The following is a 19,300-nucleotide window of genomic DNA, read 5'->3' as shown; positions in this document are numbered from 1 at the left end:
GCGAACAGTCCCGGCCCTGGAGAAAAGTCGGAACCTGTATCGATAACGTGATCCGGTTTGAGCCCTGACCACCAGGAGGGTTGGCCTTTTTGCGAGGCCCTGGAGGCCAGGGACTACCCCTTAGTGGCAAGAAGATCGCCGATCTTCCTGCGTCACAATCATGAACGTCGTCCCTGAATGAGCATGAGCACGAACAGCACGACCGCCGCGACCAGGAGGATATGGATGAAGCCACCCATGGAGTAGGACGTGACCAGTCCCAGCACCCACAGAACCAACAACACGATCAGAATGGTTTGGAGCATTTGAGTTCTCCTCTTGAAATCTGCGCCCACGGTACCCGCGGTGCAGTGTCATCTGCTGCGTCAGAATCGCCGGCCTTGTAGCATCAGGAACACCAGGCCAGCCAGCGCTACGACCAACAGAATGTGAATGAGTCCGCCCAGCGTGTAAGACGTGATAAGCCCGAGCGCCCACAGGATGAGCAGGATAATCACCATTGCACCTACCATGACTGCACCTCCACGAATGACTTCGTACCTGTATCGAGGAGACCAGTTTGTAGGCGCTTGCCAGAGGCTGTCTGTGCGCCATCGTACGCGTGCGGTCCAGAACCCGGACCATGTGGTCAGTACCGGGCCTGGAAACTGCGGGTCATGGCGTCACAGCCGGCAAGACGCGCCATGACGAATCTGAGGTTTCAGCGCATTGGGTCAGTAACGAAGCTCTGTCGAGCGAACGCTCTTCACACCTTGGCCGTTATCCAGCTGTCGGCGACTTCATTCCCAGCGTCCTCGCGGTGTTCCTGACGCTCTCGATCGGCGTCGGTTTCAACGCATTCACCACGATCTGGTTATCCACGGAGTCGACTCCACTGACGCCCAGTGCAATATTCCTGGCCAGCTCTTTGTTGGCGTCTTCCGGGACGTTGCCGCGCCACCGAGCTTACCGGCCCAGGAGGCGATTCGGACTTCAGAATCGCCTGCTGCTGCCAAGCCCCTTCCAGCGCCTGATGTAGGGTTGCCACAGTGGGCCACCTTGGTAGGTGGGCAGCTCAAGACTTATCAAGTGACCATCCGGCGAGTGCCATCTCAGACTGCCCTCCTGCAACCTCAGGTCGCGCTGGATCTGCCTGATCACCTTGCTCGCCGTTGCCAGGTTGGACAACGCCTCGGCATCGATGACCTTGCTTGAACGGCACTCTCCGTGCCGGGCGAGCACCATCAGCACCCTGCCATCCGGGCGCGACGCCAGTGACACCTCATATCCAGGAAAGGCACCCGAGAAAAGGGGTGATGTGAATTGCATACGTACCTCCCTTGCGCCCAGAGACTGCAGCGGTGGTGGTGAAATCGTCTGAGATCCAGGGCTCCTGGTGCAGTTGATCGGTTCGTGTTGCATCGAGCGATGCCGACTTCAAGCCACTCATAACCGCCCGGTGAGCAGTAGCAGGATGACGATGATCAGCAAGATGCCCAACCCGCCGGTTGGCCCATATCCCCAGCTTTTGCTATGCGGCCAATTTGGTAATGCACCGACTAACAGCAGGATGAGGATGACTAACAGGATGGTGCCCAAGCTCATGGCGATGTCCTCGGATGTACGCGTTCAGATGTCTGACTGCTGTCACTCGGTCGGAGTGCAGCAATCTGCCGACATCCACATTGACCTTAATTACGGGCCGCTTCTGTACGACACCGAACAGAGCCGCTTCGCGCGCATCGAACTGGACGTCAGCACTGCGTATGCCGGCGCAGGCGTAGAGAAGCAAAAGATGGCTAATGCCCTGCGGGCCTTCGATCGTGGAGTGCCCGCCAGGTGCGATGACGCATACAACGGGGCAGGCCGTCTCAGAGGTGGACGGCACTTATGCACTCAACCCAATCCATGGCGAGGAGAAACAGGTCAGCCAGGAAAAGCTGGCCGATGCGGAGGTATGGCAGAACCTGGTCTGAGCAACATCCATCCCCTCAGCTAAGCGTCCCAGCGAACAGACGAGACAGGAAGATGAGGTCAGTATGAATACCCGACTGCGCCGGGCTCGATAAAGCGAACGCGACAAGGCCCGCACGCGGATCACACCACTGCACATCAATGGAGTCACCCCATGCGTATCGAATCAAACGGCCTCGGCTCGACAACGGGCAGAGCCAGCCAGGAAATATCACGCGATTTCTACAACCTCCTCGCAGACGTCCAGGACCTGATCAAGGAGACCAAAACGCTCAGCGGCGACGAACTGGCGCAAGCCCGAACCAGAATCAACGAGCGGATATCAACGGCCAGGGAATCAATCGGCGAGTTGGGCGACAATCTTGCCCAGCAAGGCCGCAGGACTGCTACCGCCACCAACGACTATGTCCACGAACAGCCCTGGAAAGTGATAGGCGCCAGCGCCGCCGCTGCCTTCCTGTTCGGCTTCGTAGTTGCCCGTCGTGGCTGATGCATGACCCCACCTGTCATCGCCCAGAGGTTTGCAGACGTTACTCTGAGCCGACTGCCGCCAGTTCGGTTGCGTTGCGCACGTAGCCGCAGCGGGTAGGCAATGGCGCCGCCATCCTGCTCGGGTCGAACCCCATGGAGATAGCCGGATAGGTCCTCAGTCGAATCCCTTGAGGACCGCAAACTCCTCCACCGGCGCACGCTCGGAGCGCAAGTTGTTCACCGCCGCCGACGGATCCGCATAGCCTAGAGCCATGCCGCAATAAACCAACGCCTGCTCCGGCAGCCCGAAGTGCCGATGCAGGCTTTGGCGTACCATCGCCCACGCCTCCTGCATGCAGGTCGATAACCCCTGCTCCTCCGCTGCCAGTACCAACGCTTGCCAGCGGCTGTAAGAGCGTTCAGTGACTGTTTCCAGAAATAAAAAAGGTTCATCGCGCCTTTCCGGGGAAGCAGGCGGCGTACGTCGCCCGGCTCGAAGGCCCCGACCTTTGCTTCCAGGCGGCGTTTATCCAGCGTCTTGAGGGTGTGCCAGTGCAGGCCGGTGAGGCGGCTGACGCGGCTGATGGGCAGGACCAGACCCTACCCCATCGCACATCGCACATCGCACATCGCACATCGCACATCGCCAACATGATTCGGATGGAGAACCATCTTGAACAATCCCGCCCAGATCAGAGGAACTTCAGTATTTTGAGTCCCGACACCATTCGCTCCCCTGGTAGCACCGTTCGTGCATGCACTTGCAGTTCGCAGTTTCAACTGTTGATTTAGGTCAATTCGAGACGCCTCAGCACGGCCCACAAGAGATCAACCCTTCCTCCAGCCAATTGCTGATAAGGGCTCCACCAGTCTCTCGTCCCTTGCATGGGGAGATTTCGATATGATCACGAGACGTCAAATTTTGCAGTACAGCGCATTCGCCGCAGGCGCTTATCTGCTTCCCGCCCACCCCTTTCTACGTCAGGCCCAGGCGGTAGCACTCCTTTCCAATGTCGGCTTACTGAGCGATCCAGTGCTACAACCGAAGTTCGTCGAGCTTGCACCCAACGCGTTGGATCCGGCGTTCCTTTTCAAAGACCTCAACAGTAACGGTCACCCGAGCAAGCTGCCGAACTTCAACATTAGCGTCAGTGAAACCGAGCAGCAGACTGGGCTGATCAACCCGAAGAGTGCCAAGAAGTTGTGGACCCGGGTCTGGGGGTACGGAAACAAGACTGTGAGCTGGCCGGGGCAGACCATCCAGGTCGTCAGCAGCTCGGCGGGCGGAGCCGACGAGACTCTGGTGCGCTGGAAGAACGAACTTAAGAGCAGGCAGCACCTGCTTCCTCTCGATACCAATCTGCACTGGTGCTACTCGCTGCACGGCGAACACTCGGCCAACGGCGTCGACTACCGGCAGTTCAGCGTCAGGGAGAATGGCGTACCGATCAGCACCCACCTCCATGGCGGGAACAGCGATTTCCAGTTCGACGGCAATCCCGAGTTCTTCTACAGCCCCTATGCCACGGTAAAGGGGCCGCAGTGGGACTTCGTTGAAGGCGGATTCACCGACCGCTTCCACTACAACAACGCTGTGCCAGCCAACCACCTCTGGTACCACGACCATGCCTTGGGCATTACACGACTCAACGTCTATGCAGGTCTCGCGGGCCAGTACTTCGTCCGCGACGAATTCGATACGGGGCGTACGGACAACCCGTTGAATCTCCCCGCCTATCCGTACGAACTTGCCTATCTCATCCAGGACCGGATGTTCACCGAGAAGGGCGCGTTGTTCTATCCGGCCTTTCCGGGCGATCCCGCCTACGCCGACTTCATCACCGGCGAAGGCGCGATACTACCTCCCGAACTCTTCCCCAACGGTGGCCCGACCGCGCTGGCCGAGTTCTTCGGCGATCATATCGTCGTCAACGGCAAGATCTGGCCCAAGGCCAACGTGGAGCCGCGTCACTATCGCTTGCGCCTGGTGAATGGCTGCGATTCGCGGTTCATGGTTCTCCAGTTCGTAGCAGTCGCTACGCACGTCACGGATCCTAAGCACCCCAGCGCAGGCGCACCTCTGCCCTTCTGGGTCATTGGCAGCGATCAGGGACTTGGCACTCCGCGCCAGACCGACACCCTGGTGTTCGAGCCAGGCGGACGCTATGACGTCGTCGTCGACTTCTCGCAGGTCCCCGCCGGTAGCCGCGTCATCATGAAAAACCTCGGGGGCGATACGCCGTTTGGCGGCGCCTTCGGTGATGACCTTGCCCCGGAAGACCTGTTCGACGATCGCCAAACCGACCGGGTCATGGCCTTCGATGTGGTCAAGCCGAAATCCGGGGTGCCGGACACCTTCAACCCGGTAAGCCTCCCCAGTTATGCGGGCGTATCCGGCGGTGCCTCGACCCGCAGGGTCGCACTCTTCGAAGGCATGGATGAATTCGGGCGGCTCCAGCCTCTGCTGGGCACCGTCAAGGATGGCAGCCTCAACGCCACGAATGTCGCCACCGCGTACGCGTGGTTCCAACCCACAACCGAAACTCCGGGCGTGGACACCACGGAGATCTGGGAGATCTACAACTTCACCGCCGACGCACACCCCGTCCACCTGCATCTGGTCAACTTCGAGATCCTCGACCGGCAAGTATTCGAGTATCAGGTCACCGGCTCGCAGATGACGCATCAGCACGACGGTATGACCGGCGAGGCACCGGAAATTTCCTTCGTCACAAATTTTGCCCCAGCTCCCGTTGGACCGGAGTACTTCGAGGCGGCCCCCAGGGACATGGTCATCGCGTTGCCGGGAAACCCCGAGCCCGAGTCCGGCAATCCCACGGGCCAGATGGTTCGGGTAAAAGCCCACTTCAACAAGTCGGGGCAATATGTATGGCACTGCCACATCCTCTCCCATGAGGACCACGAGATGATGCGGATACTCCAGGTGGTTTGAACGATACGGTAACTGGACGGTCCCACTGCCCCCAGCCATCCCTGCGACTGTCGATGGACCCTCGGACGCAGGGATCCGGGAAGCATTGAGGCAAGCGTTCTCGCCAGCGACCGTTGATCCTGCGTGGGTGGTTCTGCATCGCCTGGTGCATGCTCACGGCTCAGCGTCTCCGCTGCCCCAGCCTAAAATGTGCAACATGACCACAACGGGTCGTTGCTTGGTGGCTACCGATGAAAAACCGTAGTTCGATACGCGGCCGGATGGTCGCTGCCTTTGTGCTGTTAGCGGCGATCATTGGTGGAGTATTCGCCGGCTCAGCTTTCTTCGTGATCGAGGAGATCGAGAGCCAACTAATCGATAAGCGCCTGGTCCGAGTAACCGAACTCTGGACCGAAGGCTTGTACAGCACAACGCAGCTGCAGGCGAGTGACCTGAGCTTCTTCGTCGGTCAGCAGCTGCCACAGTCTTTGCGGAGCTTGAACTCAGGAATCCATGAGTTGCGTCTAAACGGTCGGACTTTGCACGTGTTGATTGGCGAGTCGGAGGGCCAGCGCTATGCCGTCGTGGATGACCAAAGCGACTTCGAAGCGATTGAAGACCTCACCTATATTGCCTTGAGCCTGGCGTTTCTGGGCGGCCTCGCAATGGCTTTACTCGTTGGGCGGGCTAGTGCAAGCCGGGTGATTCTGCCCCTGACCGAACTAGCCTCCGCAGTTCAGGATGAGCAGCGAGAGGACAGGCTTCCCGGGCTCGATTCAACTGACGAGCTCGGCGTATTGGCCCGTGCGATCGAGGATCGCACTAATCAACTTAACCGGGCCCTCCAGCGCGAGCGTTGGTTCACGGCTGACGTCAGTCATGAACTGCGCAATCCGCTGACTATTTTGCTAGGGGCAGCGGAAGCCCTGGGGCGGCGGTTGAAGGATCATCCCAAATTGCAGGCGATGACCGAGTGTATTCGGCAAAACGCTGCGGACATCGCTCAACAAATGGGCGCCTTGTTGGAACTGGCGCGGGTGCCCGAGAGCAGCCATCTTTTCCGTATAGCCTTGCGCCCGTTGATTGAGCAGGAACTGCAGCGCTGCCAGCCGCTGCTGCTGGGAAAACCTGTTGAGATTGAGTTTATCGCGACTGATGACGTGCTCGTCCCCGCCATTCCGGAGTTGGTTTCCATTGCGGTGAGCCACCTCCTTCGTAATGCCTGCTTGCACACTGAAAGGGGGGTAATAACCATACAATTGAGTGCTGAAGGGATCGCAATCGAGGACAACGGGACCGGGGTATCTGACGCCCCCAACAGGGGACCATTCAAACGACCAACATGCGCTCATGGCGAAACCAGTAGCGGGCCTGGTTTGAATTTGTCCATCGTCAAGCGAGTGGCAGATCACCTGGGTTGGGCGGTGCGCCATACGTCAGCGACTTCGGGAGGTAGCCGATACGTCCTGGAGTTCGACATTAGACATAGCCAGGCGTTGCAGATGGCGTTTGCAGGTTGAACTAGTCAGTGAGTCGATGTGCTATCCATCATGATGGGACCTCCGATAACGCCTGGGGTATGTCTCGAACCTTCCCTCCCGTGAACACGACCCCCAAATGACTGCACGGCTAAGCCCTGCCCCCGTCAATCAAATCCCTTGAGGACCGCAAACTCCTCCACCGGCGCGCGCTCGGAGCGCAAGTTGTTCACCGCCGCCGACGGATCCGCATAGCCTAGAGCCATGCCGCAATAAACCAGTTCCTGCTCCGGCAGCCCAAAGTGCCGATGCAGGCTTTGGCGTACCATCGCCCACGCCTCCTGCATGCAGGTCGATAGCCCCTGCTCCTCCGCTGCCAGTACCAACGATTGCATGAACATGCCCAGGTGCGCCCACTGGCCGTGTCCCATGGAGCGGTCAATGACGAAGAACAGCCCGACTGGCGCCCCGAAGAACTGGTAGTTGCGCGCCACCGCACGCAGCCGTGCGGTCTTGTCTTCACGCGGTATGCCCATCAGTGCATAGAGGTCTTCGCCGATTCGATAACGACGTGTCCGGTAGGGTTCGGCCAATCCTTCCGGATAGATAGGGTGATCGCCCGCTTCGCCCCGGGGGGTGCGCGCGAGTGTGTCCATGGCCAGACGTTCCACGGCAAGTTTTTCGGCGCCGCTGACCACAATCACCTTCCACGGCTGCAGGTTGCCGCCCGAGGGTGACCAGCGCGCCGTTTCAAGCAAGTCCAGCACCTGTTGCGCAATGACCGGTTTGTCACTGAACGCGCGTACGGAAATGCGTTTCTTCAGTAGTTCGGCTACGGACATGGTGTGTTTTCCTGGCGGGTTCAACGGCAGTCAACTCGAGATCGGTTCGAACATCAATACCCTGGTGAGGCACAGCCCTCATCTCCCCAATGAGCCCGCTTTCATACTGGCAGCGGGCGAACGCCTGCACCTTGCCGGCGGCGGTAAGAGCGTTCGGTGACTGTTTCCAAAAATAAAAAAAAGGCCGCCTTGGGCAAGGCGGCCATTAAATAAAACCAAAGGAACGATGAAGCGGAGGAGCCGATCGCATTTCTTGGCGGAGGACCAGAAAGTGCGTCCGGCCAAAATCTTCATCGGGACCCAGTTTACTGGTTTCACCTCGACGCCCAAATCAAACGCCTTGATAGCAACTATTGATGACAACCCATGGGAATCTTTCTATTTAGCTGTTAGCCGCCCTGTCGGCAACATTTTATGGGGCTTGACAAGTTTCGGATAAGCTGTCTTAAGACCGATAAAATTGTTGGTGAATCAACAGATTAAGTTTAATGTCAATGCTCAGTGCAATTTTGCAAACTTCCCTATCGCATTGACATGATCCAGACAACCCCTGCATGGCTACGCGCATAAAAAAGCCGCTTCCGAAGAAGCGGCCTAAACCAAAGAGTAACTCGATGAAGCATCTTCCAACTCACACAAGCGATTGTGCAAGTTAATCCTTCATCAGGAGGCAGGATACCCGTCCTGTAAATTTCGTAAACATTGATATCATTGATAGATGAAATTGATGATTACAGTTTTTTCAGTTATCCGAACTGTGATAACTGTTTGCGCGCATCGCGTCGGCACAGCCGGCCACCAGAACGATAATGAATGGGTATGCTTGTCACGACTGGGGCAGTGTCGTTGTTCCTGGTCATTGATAGCGCCTTGAATTCCTGCCAATCCCAATACCAACAAAACGACCATCAGGAGCACCCGTGATGCAACTCAACCCTCTGAGCGCCCTGGCACTGGCGGTTTCCGCCGCCATCAGCCTGCCCGCCCTCGCCAGCGAGCAATCCGAATCCAAGGGCTTCGTCGAAGATGCGAGCGCGACCTTGCTGCTACGCAACGCCTACTTCAACCGTGACTTCAAGGACCGTACGAACGACGCCAAGACCTGGGGCCAGGGTTTCATCGGCACCTTCGAATCCGGTTTCACCCAGGGCACCGTCGGTTTCGGCGTCGACGCCTACGGCCTGCTCGGCGTGAAGCTGGACAGCGGCCGGGGCCGCAATTACAGCGCCTTCTTCGACACCGACAGCGACGGCCATCCGGTGGACGACCTCTCTGAAGCCGGCGGCGTGCTCAAGCTGCGCGTCTCCAACACCGTGCTCAAGTACGGCAACCAGTTCCCCAGCCTGCCCGTACTCGCCCATGACGACAGCCGCCTGCTGCCCCAGGCCTTCACCGGCACCCTGGTTACCAGCAAGGAAATCGAGGGCCTGGAACTGAACGTCGGCCGCTTCACCGGCGACAGCCCGATGGGCGACCCGGCGCGCGACCCCAACCACCTGAAGAGCATCGATGTGATCGGCGGCAGCTATGCAGTCAGTGATGATCTCAGTGTGTCGCTCTACCACTCCGACGTGGAGGACATGTACAAGAAGTATTACGCCAACCTGAACTACAACATCCCGTTCACCGATGAGCAGGCGCTGAACTTCGACTTCAACATCTACCGCACCAAGTACGACGACGGTTCTGTGGCCGCACTGGCCTTCGGTGGTGATGGCCAGGACGACAAGAACACCCTCTGGAGCCTGGCAGCCAAGTACAGCATCGGCGCCCACGCGTTCATCGTGGCCCACCAGCGCAATACCGGCGATGCCGGCTATGCCTACGACTTCGGTGACGGTGGCACCACCATCTACGTGGCCAACTCCTACTACTCCGACTTCAACCTGGAAGACGAACAGTCCTGGCAGGCCAGCTACGAGCTGGACTTCAGCACCTATGGCGTACCGGGTCTGAGTTACAAATTCGCCTACGTGCGTGGCACCGATATCGTCGCCGGCGGCGAGAACGACGGTACCGAACGCGAGATCTTCAACCAGTTCAAGTACGTGGTGCAGGACGGCCCAGCCAAGGACCTCTCCTTCAAGCTGCGCAACTCCATCTACCGCGCCGACAACCAAGTAGGCCCGGACCTCAACGAAGTCCGCGCCTTCATCGAGTACCCGCTCAGCATTCTCTGATGCGCACGGTCGCGCCGGTTCGCCGGTGCGACTCCATTCTCCAGCATTGCGAGGAAATCCGTTGGGCACTGCTAGCGTCCGGCATTGTCCTTGCCACTGCCCTGCCCCTTTTCATCGTGCGCTGCTTTGCGCTGGCTACCGACACGCCCGGACGGGATTCTGATCAGCTGATACACCAGCCGGTCGACGTTGCTGCGCATGCGGTCGATCCAGCCGCGCAGTCCGGTCCGCCTGGCTGGCGGCAAGGCAGCTGCACGAAGAGGAATGATCTTGGCCATGTCGAACCTCCTGATAATCATCGGGCTGATGACACCAGCGTGCACCCGGGTATCGACCGCCGAGTTGACCCGCAGCATATGAACCGGATATTTCGACTGCGATACCTGCAATTCGTCAGCTGATGGGATGACGCCAGCGATTGCTTGATCCCGATCAAATGAACGCAGCTGGGGTGGCGTAGAAGTCAAGGCCGGTATCCCGAACGGAGTACGCAGCATGTCCACCCAATCTATCGCCGACATCCCCGCCGTACCTGCCGAAGACCACTGGGTCGAAGCCTTGGAGAATGGCACGCACGTACTGATTAGACCCTTGCGCCCGGAGGACCGAGAGCGGGAGGTCGAGTTCATCCGCAACCTGTCCCCTGAAACCCGCCATTTCCGATTTCTGTGCGCGATCAAGGAAGCAAGCCCCGCCTTGCTCGAACGCCTGATGGACGTCGATTACCAGCTCAGGATGGCGTTCGTTGCGTTAGTTCACCAGGACGGCAAGTTGGTCGAGGTCGGTATCTGTCGTTATGCCGACACCGCTGAGCCAGGCCAATGCGAATGCGCGGTAACGGTGGCTGACGGCTGGCAGGAGCGTGGGCTTGGCGCCGTCCTGATGCGGCACCTCATCCAGGCTGCCCGCGAGAATGGCTTCAAGGAAATGTACTCGATGGATGCCGCGGCCAATGCGCCCATGCACGCCCTCGCCCGGGAACTGGGTTTCCAATGCAACCGGGACCCGCAGGACCCGGCCCAAGTGATCTACAGCTTGGTGCTGTGAAGGAGGAGGCGTCCCCTCGGATGAAGGGGCGGGCAAGTGGCTGGTCAAATCGGCTAAGGCGCTGTAGCTTACGCGTCGGGTGTCTGGTTGTTACCAGACAGGTTTCATGTGTTGGTCGGGCCGCCGCACAAGCTGCTGAGAATTAGCGACCAATGAACCAAGCCCCTTCCCCCAAGGCGCTGCCGGCTGCGCAGCGTATTGCCGACAAGGCATTCTCCGTTCTTGATAAATTCCTCCACACCGAGGCCATCAGCGGCATCGTCCTGCTGATGGCTGCGGCTGTTGCACTGGCCTGGGCAAACTCGCCCCATGCCAGTGGCTACGAACACTTGTGGCACCTGCCGCTGTCTTTCGGGCTGGGTGATTTCGTCGTTTCGAAGTCGCTGCATTTCTGGATCAACGATGCCCTGATGACGGTGTTCTTCCTGGTGGTCGGCATGGAAATTCGCCGGGAAATCCACGAAGGCGCACTGGCCAACCTCAAACTGGCCACCTTGCCGATGGTTGCTGCGTTTGGCGGGGTCGTAGTACCCGCCCTGCTCTATCTCTCACTCAACAACGCCGATGGCTTGCGCCAGGGCTGGGCGGTCCCGACGGCCACCGACATCGCCTTCGCGGTGGGCGTGCTGGCCCTGCTCGGGCGCTCGGTACCCAATTCGGTGCGCATCTTCCTGCTCGCACTCGCGATCATCGACGACATCGTCGCGGTGCTGATCATCGCGCTGTTCTATTCAGGCGGCCTGGACCCGGTGGGATTCGTCATCGCCGCAGCGGGAATCCTGCTGGTGCTTGGCCTGCAGCGCATCGGAATCGGTTCGGCCTATGCCTACTTGCTACCCGGTGCGTTGCTCTGGTTCGGCCTGCTGAAAACCGGCGCCCACCCCACGTTGGCGGGTGTGGTGCTCGGCCTGATGACACCCGTCCGTCCGGTCAAGCTCGTGGAGCCGCCATTACAAGCGGCAACCCGCGCTATCAGTAATTTTGCCGCGCGCGAACATAACGCGAACGGCGATGCCGCAGAGCTGATGCAACCCATCAAACAGCTCCGCCAGGCCCAGCGCGAACTACTGCCCCCGGTAACACGCATACAAATGGCCTTGCACCCTTGGGTCGCCTTCCTGGTGATGCCGCTGTTCGCCTTGGCCAACGCCGGGGTGAGCCTCAATGGCGTGGACCTCACAGAGGCCGGCTCCCTCGCGGTGCTTTCGGGCGTCGCGCTGGCCCTGGTCGTGGGCAAGCCGCTGGGGGTTCTGTGTACCAGCTGGTTGTTGGTTCGCCTGGGTTGGTGCAGCCTGCCGCCAGGCATGACCTGGTCCTGGATGGCACTGATCGGCTGCCTGGCCGGGATCGGCTTCACCATGTCGATCTTCATCGCCAATCTCGCCTTCACCCAGCAGGACCTGTTGAGCGCCGCCAAGCTTGGTGTCCTGGCGGCCTCTGTCGTAGCGGGCATCATCGGCCTGGCCTATGGACGCGTACTGGCTGCCCGCGCTCGAGCGATCGGCGATCGCGGCCCTGCTGAGCGCTGAGGAACCGCTCGACGACTCCAGTCCGCCGCCTGAGCCTGGTCTACCCTGCAAGGTTGCCACCATTGCATTGCGGGCCAGGTGTTGCGGCCGCGGAGCGCACTGACCGCATTACCGCCATTCCTGGCCAAGCCGCTCAACGCCGAGAAGGAGCCACGTCATGCCGAACGCCCAATCCGCCAGTCAGGTGCCCAACCAATTCATTGAATGCAATGGCCGCCGTCTGGCCTACAGGGTGATCGGCGAAGGCACGCCGATGGTCCTGTGCCTTCGCTTCCGCGGCGTCATGGATTCGTGGGATCCCGCCTTTCTCGACGAGCTCGCGGAACTGGGCTTCAAGGTGCATGTGTTCGACTACAGTGGTCTGGGCCTTTCTGGCGGAACGCGCACCTATGACCCGGCATCGCTGGCCCGCGACACCCTCGAACTGATCAATGCCTTGGGGCTGAGCAGGGTCGTGCTCGGTGGCTGGTCCCTGGGCGGCATTGCTGCACAGGTGGCCATGCTGCAAGCGCCGCAACTGGTCAGCCATCTCGTACTGATTGGCACTACGCCCCCCGGCCAACTGGTGAAAACCGGCGAGGCGCTGTTCTACGAACTGGCACGTCGGGAAAACGACTTCGAGGATTTCGTAAAGCTCTTCTTCGAACCGACGTCCGCTGCCAGCCGCGAAGCCGCCGTCCGCTCCGCCGAGCGCATCGCTGCACGCCAGGAGGGGAGATGCCCCGAGGTGCCCCATGAATGGGCCGGCCAGCAGTTGGGGGATGGGCCGCGCAATCCCATGTTCCCTCTGCAGCCCGCGCTAGATGCGCTTTGCACAACCAGCACGCCGGTCCTGCATCTCGGCGGCGACCATGACATCGTATTCCCGGTCGAGAACTGGCACGCACTGAGCCGCGCCCTGCCAACCCTGCACCTGGTCACGCTGCCAAGTACGGGCCATGGGCCGCACCTGCAGTACCCGTACGCCAGCGCCAGGCACATAGCGGCTTTTGTTGCGGGCTGAGGAAAATCAGCAGCGTGGATCAGCCGCGCTGGGCCCTGCGCTCGACCATGGCCACGATGGTTGCGCGGAGTTCGTCCTGCGCTTCCTGCGGCGTGATTTCCCCGGTGGCGGCGGCATGGGATAACGCCTCCGCCGCCCCCAGCATTGCCCGCAAACCCGCCGTAGCAATGCCGTTCCCACCGGCGAATGGCACCAGGGCATCGCGGCACTTCTCCAGAAACGCCGATTCAAACCCGCATTTGATGGACTCAAGCTCCGGCGAGCCGGCCAGTGCCGCGATCACGCCAGGGATCTCGCGGCCCTGGAGCAGCACGCACTCGACGTAGGACGAAGCGATTACCCCGGCCCGGCCCTGCAGATTCTCATCACTGGCCTGCAGTGCGGCATACATTGCCGCCGTCTGGCGTGCATCGAACTCCATGTACAGCGCTGCAAGCAGCCCCGCCCGGGTACCGAAATGGTCGTAGACCACCGGCTTGGTAACGCCGGCCTGCTCGGCCAGCCGGCCCAGGGACAGGGCGTCGGTGCCCTCCTCCCGGATCAACTGCCAGGCCGTATCCAGCAGCTGTCGCTGCCGCTCTTCCCGGGATAAACGGCGACGCGGACGCGTCTGATCTTCATGTGTTGACACTGCGAACCTACCGAAAGTAACTTACTAATCGTAACTTACTGAAAGTAACTTGCGCTCAGCATATCGAGCGCCTCTCTCAGCCGCAATCAGCCTCTTGGAGTTCTCACCATGCATGCCCTGATCGTTGTTGCCCATCACAATCCCCGCTCGCTCACCCACAGCCTCGCATCACAGGTCGCCGCAGGCTTGGGCCTGGCCGGCCACAGCGCCGAGATCGGCGATCTCGCCCAGGAAGGTTTCGACCCGAGGTTCAGCCTCGCGGACCATGCCGTCCACCGCCACCAGGTAGCACCGCCTGCCGACGTAACCGCCGAACAAGCCCGCATCGACCGGTCCGACGCCCTGGTGCTGGTCTTCCCTGTGTACTGGTGGTCGATGCCAGGGCTGCTCAAGGGCTGGATCGACCGCGTGTTCGCCAACGGCTGGGCGTTTGAATACAGCCTGGAAGGCGGCCTGACGAAGAAACTGCGAAACCTCAAGGTTCACCTGATTGGCGTAGCCGGCGCGGATGCCGGCACCTTCGAGCGGCATGGCTATAGCCAGGCCATGAGAACGCAGATCGATCACGGGATATTCGACTACTGCGGTGCCCGCGTGCTGACCTCCGAACTGTTCTTCGAATCGGAGTCCAGCGACCCGGTGCCTCAACTGGAGGCCGCGCGCTCCATCGGTCTCAGGTTGTTCGAGGTTACTCCACAGCACGAAATGGCTGGCGTCGCTTGAACAGCCAGGGCGCCCTACATCACTTTGGGCGCCTGTTCCGCCAGGTACTCGGCAAGGATCGAGAGCTCGACTTCGGCGGCTTTCAGTTCCGCTTCGCCGGCGATTTCCCAACGATCCTTGAGCACCATCAGGTCCGTCTCCTGGTCGGCCTTGAGGCACCACTGGAAGTGGTCGTGCCAATCCCCCAGGGCGGATTGCACGGCCTTCAGGACCGGGATGGCGTCATGGGGAATGGGTGAGAGCTTCGGGTACGCCTCATGGACGTAGCGCATGCGCTTGGCCAGTAGACGCAGCGCATGGCGGTCGAATGCAGGGTCGGCGAGTGCCTCGCGTAGACGCTGTAACTGCCGCTGCAGGCGAATCCGTATTCGGTCGCGGAGCTGGTCCAGTTCGCCCTGTCTATCGGCCTCACGCATCCGCGCCGGCCAACCATCCAGCACGACCATGAAGCGTTGCACCGTGGCGCTGTTCTCGATAACGGCATAGCGGGATTCGAGCAGGTGCTTGCGCCGCTCTGCCTGGTCATGGAAGCCCTGGCGCTGCAGTTCGGCGATCAGCACTTCGAGGTCGCGTACCGGCGTGGTCAACCGGCCTACATCGGCCGCGGCGGCATCCAGTTCCTTCGTGGCCTCCAGTCGGCGCATGGGCCGCAACAGGCTGCGCAACTTGCGCAGGCTGATTCGCAGGTCGTGGAGTGCCTCGTCATCGGTTCGACAGGCAAGGCGCGCATAGGCGTGATGAATCCCGACTTCCAGCACCAGAACCTGAGCGACGATCGAATCGGTGAGTGACATTCCAGGTACCCTTCGAAACCATGCCTGGGGAGCTTAGCCGAGCAACATGAGCGTGTTATTGCACGAGATCAAATACGCCTCTGACGGCTAAGGCAGCGGACATGGACAGGCCGGAATGGTTGTGGCAGCGTCCGCTCGACCATGGCACACCAGGGAGTCCGGAATGGCCGACAAGAAAGAAGCGATAGCCCGATTCATCCAGCAGGAATTTCCCCAGACCCGCGTCGTGGTCGAAGCCGTGGGCGACCGCAGCGCCCGGGTTTCGCAGGAAGTGGACGAGTCTGACTTGCGCCCCGGCGGCACCGTCTCCGGCCCCACGTTGATGGCAATAGCCGACGTGGCGCTCTACATCGCCCTGCTGGGCGAGATCGGAATCGTACCGCTCGCGGTCACCACCAGCCTGACCATCAACTTCCTGCGCAAGCCCGAAGCGCGCAAACGCGTGATTGGCGAGTGCCAGTTGATGAAGATCGGCAAGACCCTGGCCGTGGGCGAGGTTTCACTCTATTCCGAGGGCCTGGAGGAACCAGTGGCCCACGTGGTGGGCACCTACTCGATTCCTCCAGCCCGCCTCACCTGATCATCGGTCGCCATCCGGCACCCCACGGATGCCCGGGTGGCGCATGCCCGCTACAATGCGCCACTTGCACCCGTGCCGAATGTGATTGACATGCCTCTGCCAAAACACCAATTAGAACTGCTCAGCCCCGCCCGTGACGTCAACATTGCCCGCGAGGCCATCCTGCACGGCGCTGACGCCGTCTACATCGGCGGCCCGAGTTTCGGCGCGCGCCACAACGCCTGCAATGAAGTGGCAGATATCGCCAAGCTGGTCGAGTTTGCCCACCAGTTCCATGTGCGGGTGTTCGTCACCATCAACACCATCCTTCATGACGACGAGCTGGAACCGGCGCGCAAGCTGATCCACCAGCTCTACGACGCCGGCGTCGACGCGTTGATCGTGCAGGACATGGGCGTGCTCGAACTGGATATCCCGCCCATCGAGCTGCACGCCAGCACCCAGACCGACATCCGCACGCTGGAGCGGGCCAAGTTCCTCGACCAGGCCGGCTTCTCCCAACTGGTGTTGGCCCGCGAGCTGAACCTCAAGCAGATCCGCGCCATCGCCGATGAAACCGACGCGGCCATCGAATTCTTCATTCACGGTGCGCTCTGCGTCGCTTTCTCCGGCCAGTGCAACATCTCCCACGCGCAGACTGGCCGCAGTGCCAACCGAGGCGATTGCTCCCAGGCCTGCCGCCTGCCCTACACCCTGAAAGACGACCAGGGTCGCGTGGTGGCGTTCGAGAAGCACCTGCTGTCGATGAAGGACAACAACCAGAGCGCCAACCTCAGCGCCCTGGTCGATGCCGGCGTGCGCTCCTTCAAGATCGAAGGACGTTACAAGGACGCGAGCTACGTCAAGAACATCACTGCTTACTACCGCCAGCGCCTGGACGGCATCCTCGCCGAGCGCCCGGACCTCGCCCGCGCCTCCAGTGGCCGTACCGACCACTTCTTCGTGCCGGACCCGGACAAGACCTTCCACCGTGGCAGCACCGACTACTTCGTCACCGAACGCAAGATCGACATCGGCGCCTTCGACACACCGACCTTCACCGGCCTGCTGGTTGGCGAAGTCGAGCAAGTCGGCAAGCGCGACCTGATCGCCGTGACCCGCGAGCCGCTGTCCAACGGCGACGGCCTCAACGTGCTGGTCAAGCGTGAAGTGGTGGGTTTCCGCGCCAACATCGCCGAGCTCAAGGATGAGTTCGAGGAAGACGGCGAGAAGCGCTGGCGCTACCGCGTCGAGCCCAACGAGATGCCGGCCGGGCTCTTCCGTCTGCGCCCGAACCACCCGCTATCCCGCAACCTGGACCACAACTGGCAACAGGCCTTGCTGAAGACCTCTGCCGAGCGCCGCATTGGCGTCGAGTGGAAGGCCACCCTGCGCGAAGCGTGCCTGGAGCTGACCGCTACCAGCGAAGAAGGCGTGAGCGCGTCGGTCAAACTGGACGGCCCGTTCGGCGCGGCGAACAAGCCCGAGCAGGCGCTGGAGCAATTGCACGACCTGCTCGGTCAGTTAGGCACCACCCAGTACCACGCCGAGAAGATCGAACTGGATGCCCCGCAGGCATTCTTCATCCCCAACTCACAGCTCAAGGCCCTGCGCCGTGAAGCCATCGAGGCGCTGACCGTGGCCCGCGTTGCCGCGCATCCGCATGGATACCGCAAGGCCGTCAGCGTGCCGCCTCCGGTCTACCCCGAGGCGCATCTGTCGTTCCTCTACAACGTCTACAACCAGAAAGCGCGCGACTTTTACCACCGCTATGGCGTGCAACTGATCGACGCGGCCTACGAGGCCCATGAAGAGGCCGGCGAAGTGCCGGTGATGATCACCAAGCACTGCCTGCGTTTCTCCTTCAACCTCTGCCCGAAACAGGCCAAGGGCGTCACGGGCGTGCGCACCAAGGTGGCGCCGATGCAACTGGTCCACGGCGACGAAGTGCTGACCCTGAAATTCGACTGCAAACCCTGCGAGATGCACGTGGTGGGCAAGATGAAGGGGCACATCCTCGACCTGCCACAGCCGGGCAGCGCAGCGAGCAGCGTTGTCGGCCACATCACGCCCGATGACCTGCTGAAGACCATCCGCAACCGCGCGCCGCACTGATTCGCGGCGCGCACCGCCAAGGAAGGCCGATGGGCTTCTCGCGTCGTCAGACCCACTGATCGTTACGCTTGCGCCGCACCCGCAGCATGGTCGGCAAGATCAGACCGACGAGCAGACCGGCACCAGCGATGCTGCCGCCGTAAACCATGTAGCGCATCAATACCTGCTTGTTCTCCTCACCCAATTGCGCCTGCGCGTCGCGCAATTCGGTGCGGGCCTGGGTCAGTTCGGCGTCCAGTGCCGAGCGTGCTGCCTGCAATTCGTCGATCAGCTTCTTGCGCGCGTCGAGCGTCTCCTGCATGCCTTGCACACGGGTCTTCCAGGTGCCGTCGATACCTTCCAGTTCGGCGGTTAGCTCAGCCACCTTCTGTTCGAGTTGAGGCAGGCGCTCGGTCTGGCCGGGCACTTCCTGCAGGTCGCGACTGGGAATCCACACGGTGCTGCCGTTCTCACCGCGCACCTGGCTGTAGTCCCCCTGGGTCGTCAACAGCTCGACCTTCTGCCCTGAAGTGAGCGTACCGACGATGCGGTAGCCATCGGTCGGGCCGCTGCGCACGTAGGTAGTCAGGCTGTCGCTCACCCAGCGCACGTTGCCGGCGGGCTCCTCCGCCTGGGCTGGCGCACCCGACGTCAGCAGGCCACTCAACAAGAGGGCAGCGAAGGCGCGAGGCTGGAACGGAGAAACACCGGCGGAGAAATGACGGGATAGGGGCATGGGCAATCTTCACATGGCGATGGGACAAAACCCGGCATACGGGCGCGAAAGTGGCCGGCCACGCGAAGTGCTCTAGACAGGAACGCGATCAGATCGAGCGAGGGACAGCGCAGCCAGCCGTGTAGCGAATGGCCATGCAATCCACCCAATGGGCCGACAGCAGACAGACACCGGACACCCGGAAGGAGTTCATTCGCATAACCGGCGCGGGATGGGCGGTGAGACGCGGGAATGCATCCAGGGCGATGCTATGCGAGTTTGCTCGGGGGGCCTGCTATCGCCCCCCCCCCCCGGGGGGGGGGGGGGGGGGGGGGGCGGGGGGGGGGGG

The 19,300-nt window shown here is 61.0% G+C and carries 22 protein-coding genes and 1 pseudogene; 11 read left to right on the top strand and 12 right to left on the bottom strand.

Features of this window, described 5'->3' with window-relative positions; all coding sequences use genetic code 11:
• Positions 1 to 158: 158 nt before the first annotated feature.
• The 5 genes from AAHM40_RS22270 to AAHM40_RS22255 all read right to left on the bottom strand — a co-directional run bounded on the left by AAHM40_RS22270 (position 159) and on the right by AAHM40_RS22255 (position 1,584).
• Entirely contained in the window at positions 159 to 305 is a 147-nt protein-coding gene (locus AAHM40_RS22270) for a lmo0937 family membrane protein (protein WP_342246608.1), read from the bottom strand.
• Between the two features lie 60 nt (positions 306 to 365).
• The gene (locus AAHM40_RS22265; protein WP_342246607.1) at positions 366 to 500 is read right to left on the bottom strand and encodes a lmo0937 family membrane protein; all 135 of its coding nucleotides are present in this window, start codon (positions 498 to 500) and stop codon (positions 366 to 368) included.
• A gap of 259 nt (positions 501 to 759) precedes the next feature.
• Positions 760 to 891 carry a hypothetical protein gene (locus AAHM40_RS27345; RefSeq protein WP_446731605.1) on the bottom strand — a complete coding sequence of 44 codons (132 nt, stop codon included), beginning with the start codon at positions 889 to 891 and terminating at the stop codon, positions 760 to 762.
• An 81-nt stretch (positions 892 to 972) separates the two neighbouring features.
• Positions 973 to 1,308 carry a DUF3509 domain-containing protein gene (locus AAHM40_RS22260; RefSeq protein WP_342246606.1) on the bottom strand — a complete coding sequence of 112 codons (336 nt, stop codon included), beginning with the start codon at positions 1,306 to 1,308 and terminating at the stop codon, positions 973 to 975.
• Between the two features lie 117 nt (positions 1,309 to 1,425).
• Positions 1,426 to 1,584, bottom strand: coding sequence for a DUF3309 family protein (locus tag AAHM40_RS22255; RefSeq protein ID WP_342246605.1), 159 nt, complete (start codon positions 1,582 to 1,584; stop codon positions 1,426 to 1,428).
• A gap of 239 nt (positions 1,585 to 1,823) precedes the next feature.
• On the opposite strand from AAHM40_RS22255, the gene AAHM40_RS22250 reads away from it, so the two are divergent.
• Together AAHM40_RS22250 and AAHM40_RS22245 are read left to right on the top strand one after the other, a co-directional pair.
• Positions 1,824 to 1,955, top strand: coding sequence for a hypothetical protein (locus AAHM40_RS22250; RefSeq protein WP_342246604.1), 132 nt, complete (start codon positions 1,824 to 1,826; stop codon positions 1,953 to 1,955).
• A gap of 152 nt (positions 1,956 to 2,107) precedes the next feature.
• Positions 2,108 to 2,443, top strand: a complete 336-nt coding sequence (locus tag AAHM40_RS22245) for a DUF883 family protein (protein WP_342246603.1) — start codon at positions 2,108 to 2,110, stop codon at positions 2,441 to 2,443.
• Positions 2,444 to 2,599: 156 nt separating this feature from the next.
• On the opposite strand, the gene AAHM40_RS22240 is transcribed toward AAHM40_RS22245, so the two are convergent.
• Together AAHM40_RS22240 and AAHM40_RS27340 are read right to left on the bottom strand one after the other, a co-directional pair.
• The gene (locus tag AAHM40_RS22240; protein ID WP_342246602.1) at positions 2,600 to 2,818 is read right to left on the bottom strand and encodes a nitroreductase family protein; all 219 of its coding nucleotides are present in this window, start codon (positions 2,816 to 2,818) and stop codon (positions 2,600 to 2,602) included.
• A gap of 53 nt (positions 2,819 to 2,871) precedes the next feature.
• Positions 2,872 to 3,018: pseudogene (locus tag AAHM40_RS27340) on the bottom strand (ISL3 family transposase); the annotation flags it as partial.
• Between the two features lie 307 nt (positions 3,019 to 3,325).
• Here AAHM40_RS27340 and AAHM40_RS22235 point away from each other — a divergent pair.
• Complete coding sequence (locus AAHM40_RS22235) at positions 3,326 to 5,377, top strand: multicopper oxidase family protein (RefSeq protein WP_342246601.1); 2,052 nt, start codon at positions 3,326 to 3,328, stop codon at positions 5,375 to 5,377.
• Between the two features lie 230 nt (positions 5,378 to 5,607).
• The gene (locus AAHM40_RS22230; RefSeq protein WP_342246600.1) at positions 5,608 to 6,876 is read left to right on the top strand and encodes a sensor histidine kinase; all 1,269 of its coding nucleotides are present in this window, start codon (positions 5,608 to 5,610) and stop codon (positions 6,874 to 6,876) included.
• Between the two features lie 125 nt (positions 6,877 to 7,001).
• Here the strand turns inward: AAHM40_RS22230 and AAHM40_RS22225 are convergent, their stop codons facing one another.
• Positions 7,002 to 7,676 (bottom strand): nitroreductase, encoded by a 675-nt coding sequence (locus AAHM40_RS22225; RefSeq protein ID WP_342246599.1) that lies wholly within the window; start codon positions 7,674 to 7,676, stop codon positions 7,002 to 7,004.
• A gap of 923 nt (positions 7,677 to 8,599) precedes the next feature.
• Here AAHM40_RS22225 and AAHM40_RS22220 point away from each other — a divergent pair.
• Entirely contained in the window at positions 8,600 to 9,856 is a 1,257-nt protein-coding gene (locus tag AAHM40_RS22220; RefSeq protein WP_342246598.1) for an OprD family porin, read from the top strand.
• A gap of 71 nt (positions 9,857 to 9,927) precedes the next feature.
• Here AAHM40_RS22220 and AAHM40_RS22215 read toward each other — a convergent pair whose 3' ends face one another.
• Positions 9,928 to 10,353 (bottom strand): hypothetical protein, encoded by a 426-nt coding sequence (locus tag AAHM40_RS22215; protein ID WP_342246597.1) that lies wholly within the window; start codon positions 10,351 to 10,353, stop codon positions 9,928 to 9,930.
• Between AAHM40_RS22215 and AAHM40_RS22210 the strand changes: the two genes are divergently transcribed.
• The 3 genes from AAHM40_RS22210 to AAHM40_RS22200 all read left to right on the top strand — a co-directional run bounded on the left by AAHM40_RS22210 (position 10,352) and on the right by AAHM40_RS22200 (position 13,435).
• The gene (locus AAHM40_RS22210; protein WP_342246596.1) at positions 10,352 to 10,903 is read left to right on the top strand and encodes a GNAT family N-acetyltransferase; all 552 of its coding nucleotides are present in this window, start codon (positions 10,352 to 10,354) and stop codon (positions 10,901 to 10,903) included. The genes AAHM40_RS22215 and AAHM40_RS22210 overlap by 2 nt on opposite strands.
• Positions 10,904 to 11,055: 152 nt before the next feature.
• Complete coding sequence (nhaA, locus tag AAHM40_RS22205; protein WP_342246595.1) at positions 11,056 to 12,432, top strand: Na+/H+ antiporter NhaA; 1,377 nt, start codon at positions 11,056 to 11,058, stop codon at positions 12,430 to 12,432.
• Between the two features lie 157 nt (positions 12,433 to 12,589).
• A complete protein-coding gene (locus AAHM40_RS22200) occupies positions 12,590 to 13,435 on the top strand; it encodes an alpha/beta fold hydrolase (protein WP_342246594.1) in 846 nt (281 codons plus the stop codon).
• Between the two features lie 19 nt (positions 13,436 to 13,454).
• Here the strand turns inward: AAHM40_RS22200 and AAHM40_RS22195 are convergent, their stop codons facing one another.
• Positions 13,455 to 14,066, bottom strand: a complete 612-nt coding sequence (locus tag AAHM40_RS22195; RefSeq protein ID WP_342246593.1) for a TetR/AcrR family transcriptional regulator — start codon at positions 14,064 to 14,066, stop codon at positions 13,455 to 13,457.
• Between the two features lie 108 nt (positions 14,067 to 14,174).
• On the opposite strand from AAHM40_RS22195, the gene AAHM40_RS22190 reads away from it, so the two are divergent.
• Positions 14,175 to 14,789, top strand: coding sequence for an NAD(P)H-dependent oxidoreductase (locus tag AAHM40_RS22190; RefSeq protein ID WP_342246592.1), 615 nt, complete (start codon positions 14,175 to 14,177; stop codon positions 14,787 to 14,789).
• Positions 14,790 to 14,803: 14 nt separating this feature from the next.
• Here the strand turns inward: AAHM40_RS22190 and AAHM40_RS22185 are convergent, their stop codons facing one another.
• On the bottom strand, positions 14,804 to 15,583 hold the full coding sequence (locus AAHM40_RS22185) for a CHAD domain-containing protein (protein ID WP_342246591.1): 780 nt from the start codon (positions 15,581 to 15,583) through the stop codon (positions 14,804 to 14,806).
• A 163-nt stretch (positions 15,584 to 15,746) separates the two neighbouring features.
• On the opposite strand from AAHM40_RS22185, the gene AAHM40_RS22180 reads away from it, so the two are divergent.
• Both AAHM40_RS22180 and AAHM40_RS22175 read left to right on the top strand, forming a co-directional pair.
• Positions 15,747 to 16,163, top strand: a complete 417-nt coding sequence (locus AAHM40_RS22180) for a PaaI family thioesterase (RefSeq protein WP_342246590.1) — start codon at positions 15,747 to 15,749, stop codon at positions 16,161 to 16,163.
• Between the two features lie 90 nt (positions 16,164 to 16,253).
• Positions 16,254 to 18,257 carry a peptidase U32 family protein gene (locus AAHM40_RS22175; RefSeq protein WP_342246589.1) on the top strand — a complete coding sequence of 668 codons (2,004 nt, stop codon included), beginning with the start codon at positions 16,254 to 16,256 and terminating at the stop codon, positions 18,255 to 18,257.
• Between the two features lie 46 nt (positions 18,258 to 18,303).
• Here AAHM40_RS22175 and AAHM40_RS22170 read toward each other — a convergent pair whose 3' ends face one another.
• Positions 18,304 to 18,972: a TIGR04211 family SH3 domain-containing protein gene (locus tag AAHM40_RS22170; RefSeq protein WP_342246588.1), complete on the bottom strand. Its 669-nt coding sequence runs from the start codon at positions 18,970 to 18,972 to the stop codon at positions 18,304 to 18,306.
• Between the last annotated feature and the right edge of the window lie 328 nt (positions 18,973 to 19,300).

The organism is Pseudomonas sp. OTU5201, from assembly GCF_038440135.1.
Lineage (GTDB): Bacteria > Pseudomonadota > Gammaproteobacteria > Pseudomonadales > Pseudomonadaceae > Metapseudomonas > Metapseudomonas resinovorans.
The sequence above is the reverse complement of the archived record's forward strand: the minus strand, read 5'-3'. Positions and strand labels throughout refer to the sequence as shown.

Excerpts from the sequence above, each read along its gene's own strand:
- nhaA (WP_342246595.1), top strand. The coding sequence starts at position 11,056 with ATGAACCAAGCCCCTTCCCCCAAGGCGCTGCCGGCTGCGCAGCGTATT.
- AAHM40_RS22235 (WP_342246601.1), top strand. The coding sequence starts at position 3,326 with ATGATCACGAGACGTCAAATTTTGCAGTACAGCGCATTCGCCGCAGGC.
- AAHM40_RS22270 (WP_342246608.1), bottom strand. The coding sequence starts at position 305 with ATGCTCCAAACCATTCTGATCGTGTTGTTGGTTCTGTGGGTGCTGGGA.
- AAHM40_RS22185 (WP_342246591.1), bottom strand. The coding sequence starts at position 15,583 with ATGTCACTCACCGATTCGATCGTCGCTCAGGTTCTGGTGCTGGAAGTC.
- AAHM40_RS22230 (WP_342246600.1), top strand. The coding sequence starts at position 5,608 with ATGAAAAACCGTAGTTCGATACGCGGCCGGATGGTCGCTGCCTTTGTG.
- AAHM40_RS22220 (WP_342246598.1), top strand. The coding sequence starts at position 8,600 with ATGCAACTCAACCCTCTGAGCGCCCTGGCACTGGCGGTTTCCGCCGCC.
- AAHM40_RS22255 (WP_342246605.1), bottom strand. The coding sequence starts at position 1,584 with ATGAGCTTGGGCACCATCCTGTTAGTCATCCTCATCCTGCTGTTAGTC.
- AAHM40_RS22225 (WP_342246599.1), bottom strand. The coding sequence starts at position 7,676 with ATGTCCGTAGCCGAACTACTGAAGAAACGCATTTCCGTACGCGCGTTC.
- AAHM40_RS22180 (WP_342246590.1), top strand. The coding sequence starts at position 15,747 with ATGGCCGACAAGAAAGAAGCGATAGCCCGATTCATCCAGCAGGAATTT.
- AAHM40_RS22265 (WP_342246607.1), bottom strand. The coding sequence starts at position 500 with ATGGTGATTATCCTGCTCATCCTGTGGGCGCTCGGGCTTATCACGTCT.
- AAHM40_RS22245 (WP_342246603.1), top strand. The coding sequence starts at position 2,108 with ATGCGTATCGAATCAAACGGCCTCGGCTCGACAACGGGCAGAGCCAGC.
- AAHM40_RS22200 (WP_342246594.1), top strand. The coding sequence starts at position 12,590 with ATGCCGAACGCCCAATCCGCCAGTCAGGTGCCCAACCAATTCATTGAA.
- AAHM40_RS22175 (WP_342246589.1), top strand. The coding sequence starts at position 16,254 with ATGCCTCTGCCAAAACACCAATTAGAACTGCTCAGCCCCGCCCGTGAC.
- AAHM40_RS22170 (WP_342246588.1), bottom strand. The coding sequence starts at position 18,972 with ATGCCCCTATCCCGTCATTTCTCCGCCGGTGTTTCTCCGTTCCAGCCT.
- AAHM40_RS22215 (WP_342246597.1), bottom strand. The coding sequence starts at position 10,353 with ATGCTGCGTACTCCGTTCGGGATACCGGCCTTGACTTCTACGCCACCC.
- AAHM40_RS22260 (WP_342246606.1), bottom strand. The coding sequence starts at position 1,308 with ATGCAATTCACATCACCCCTTTTCTCGGGTGCCTTTCCTGGATATGAG.
- AAHM40_RS22210 (WP_342246596.1), top strand. The coding sequence starts at position 10,352 with ATGTCCACCCAATCTATCGCCGACATCCCCGCCGTACCTGCCGAAGAC.
- AAHM40_RS22190 (WP_342246592.1), top strand. The coding sequence starts at position 14,175 with ATGCATGCCCTGATCGTTGTTGCCCATCACAATCCCCGCTCGCTCACC.
- AAHM40_RS22250 (WP_342246604.1), top strand. The coding sequence starts at position 1,824 with ATGACGCATACAACGGGGCAGGCCGTCTCAGAGGTGGACGGCACTTAT.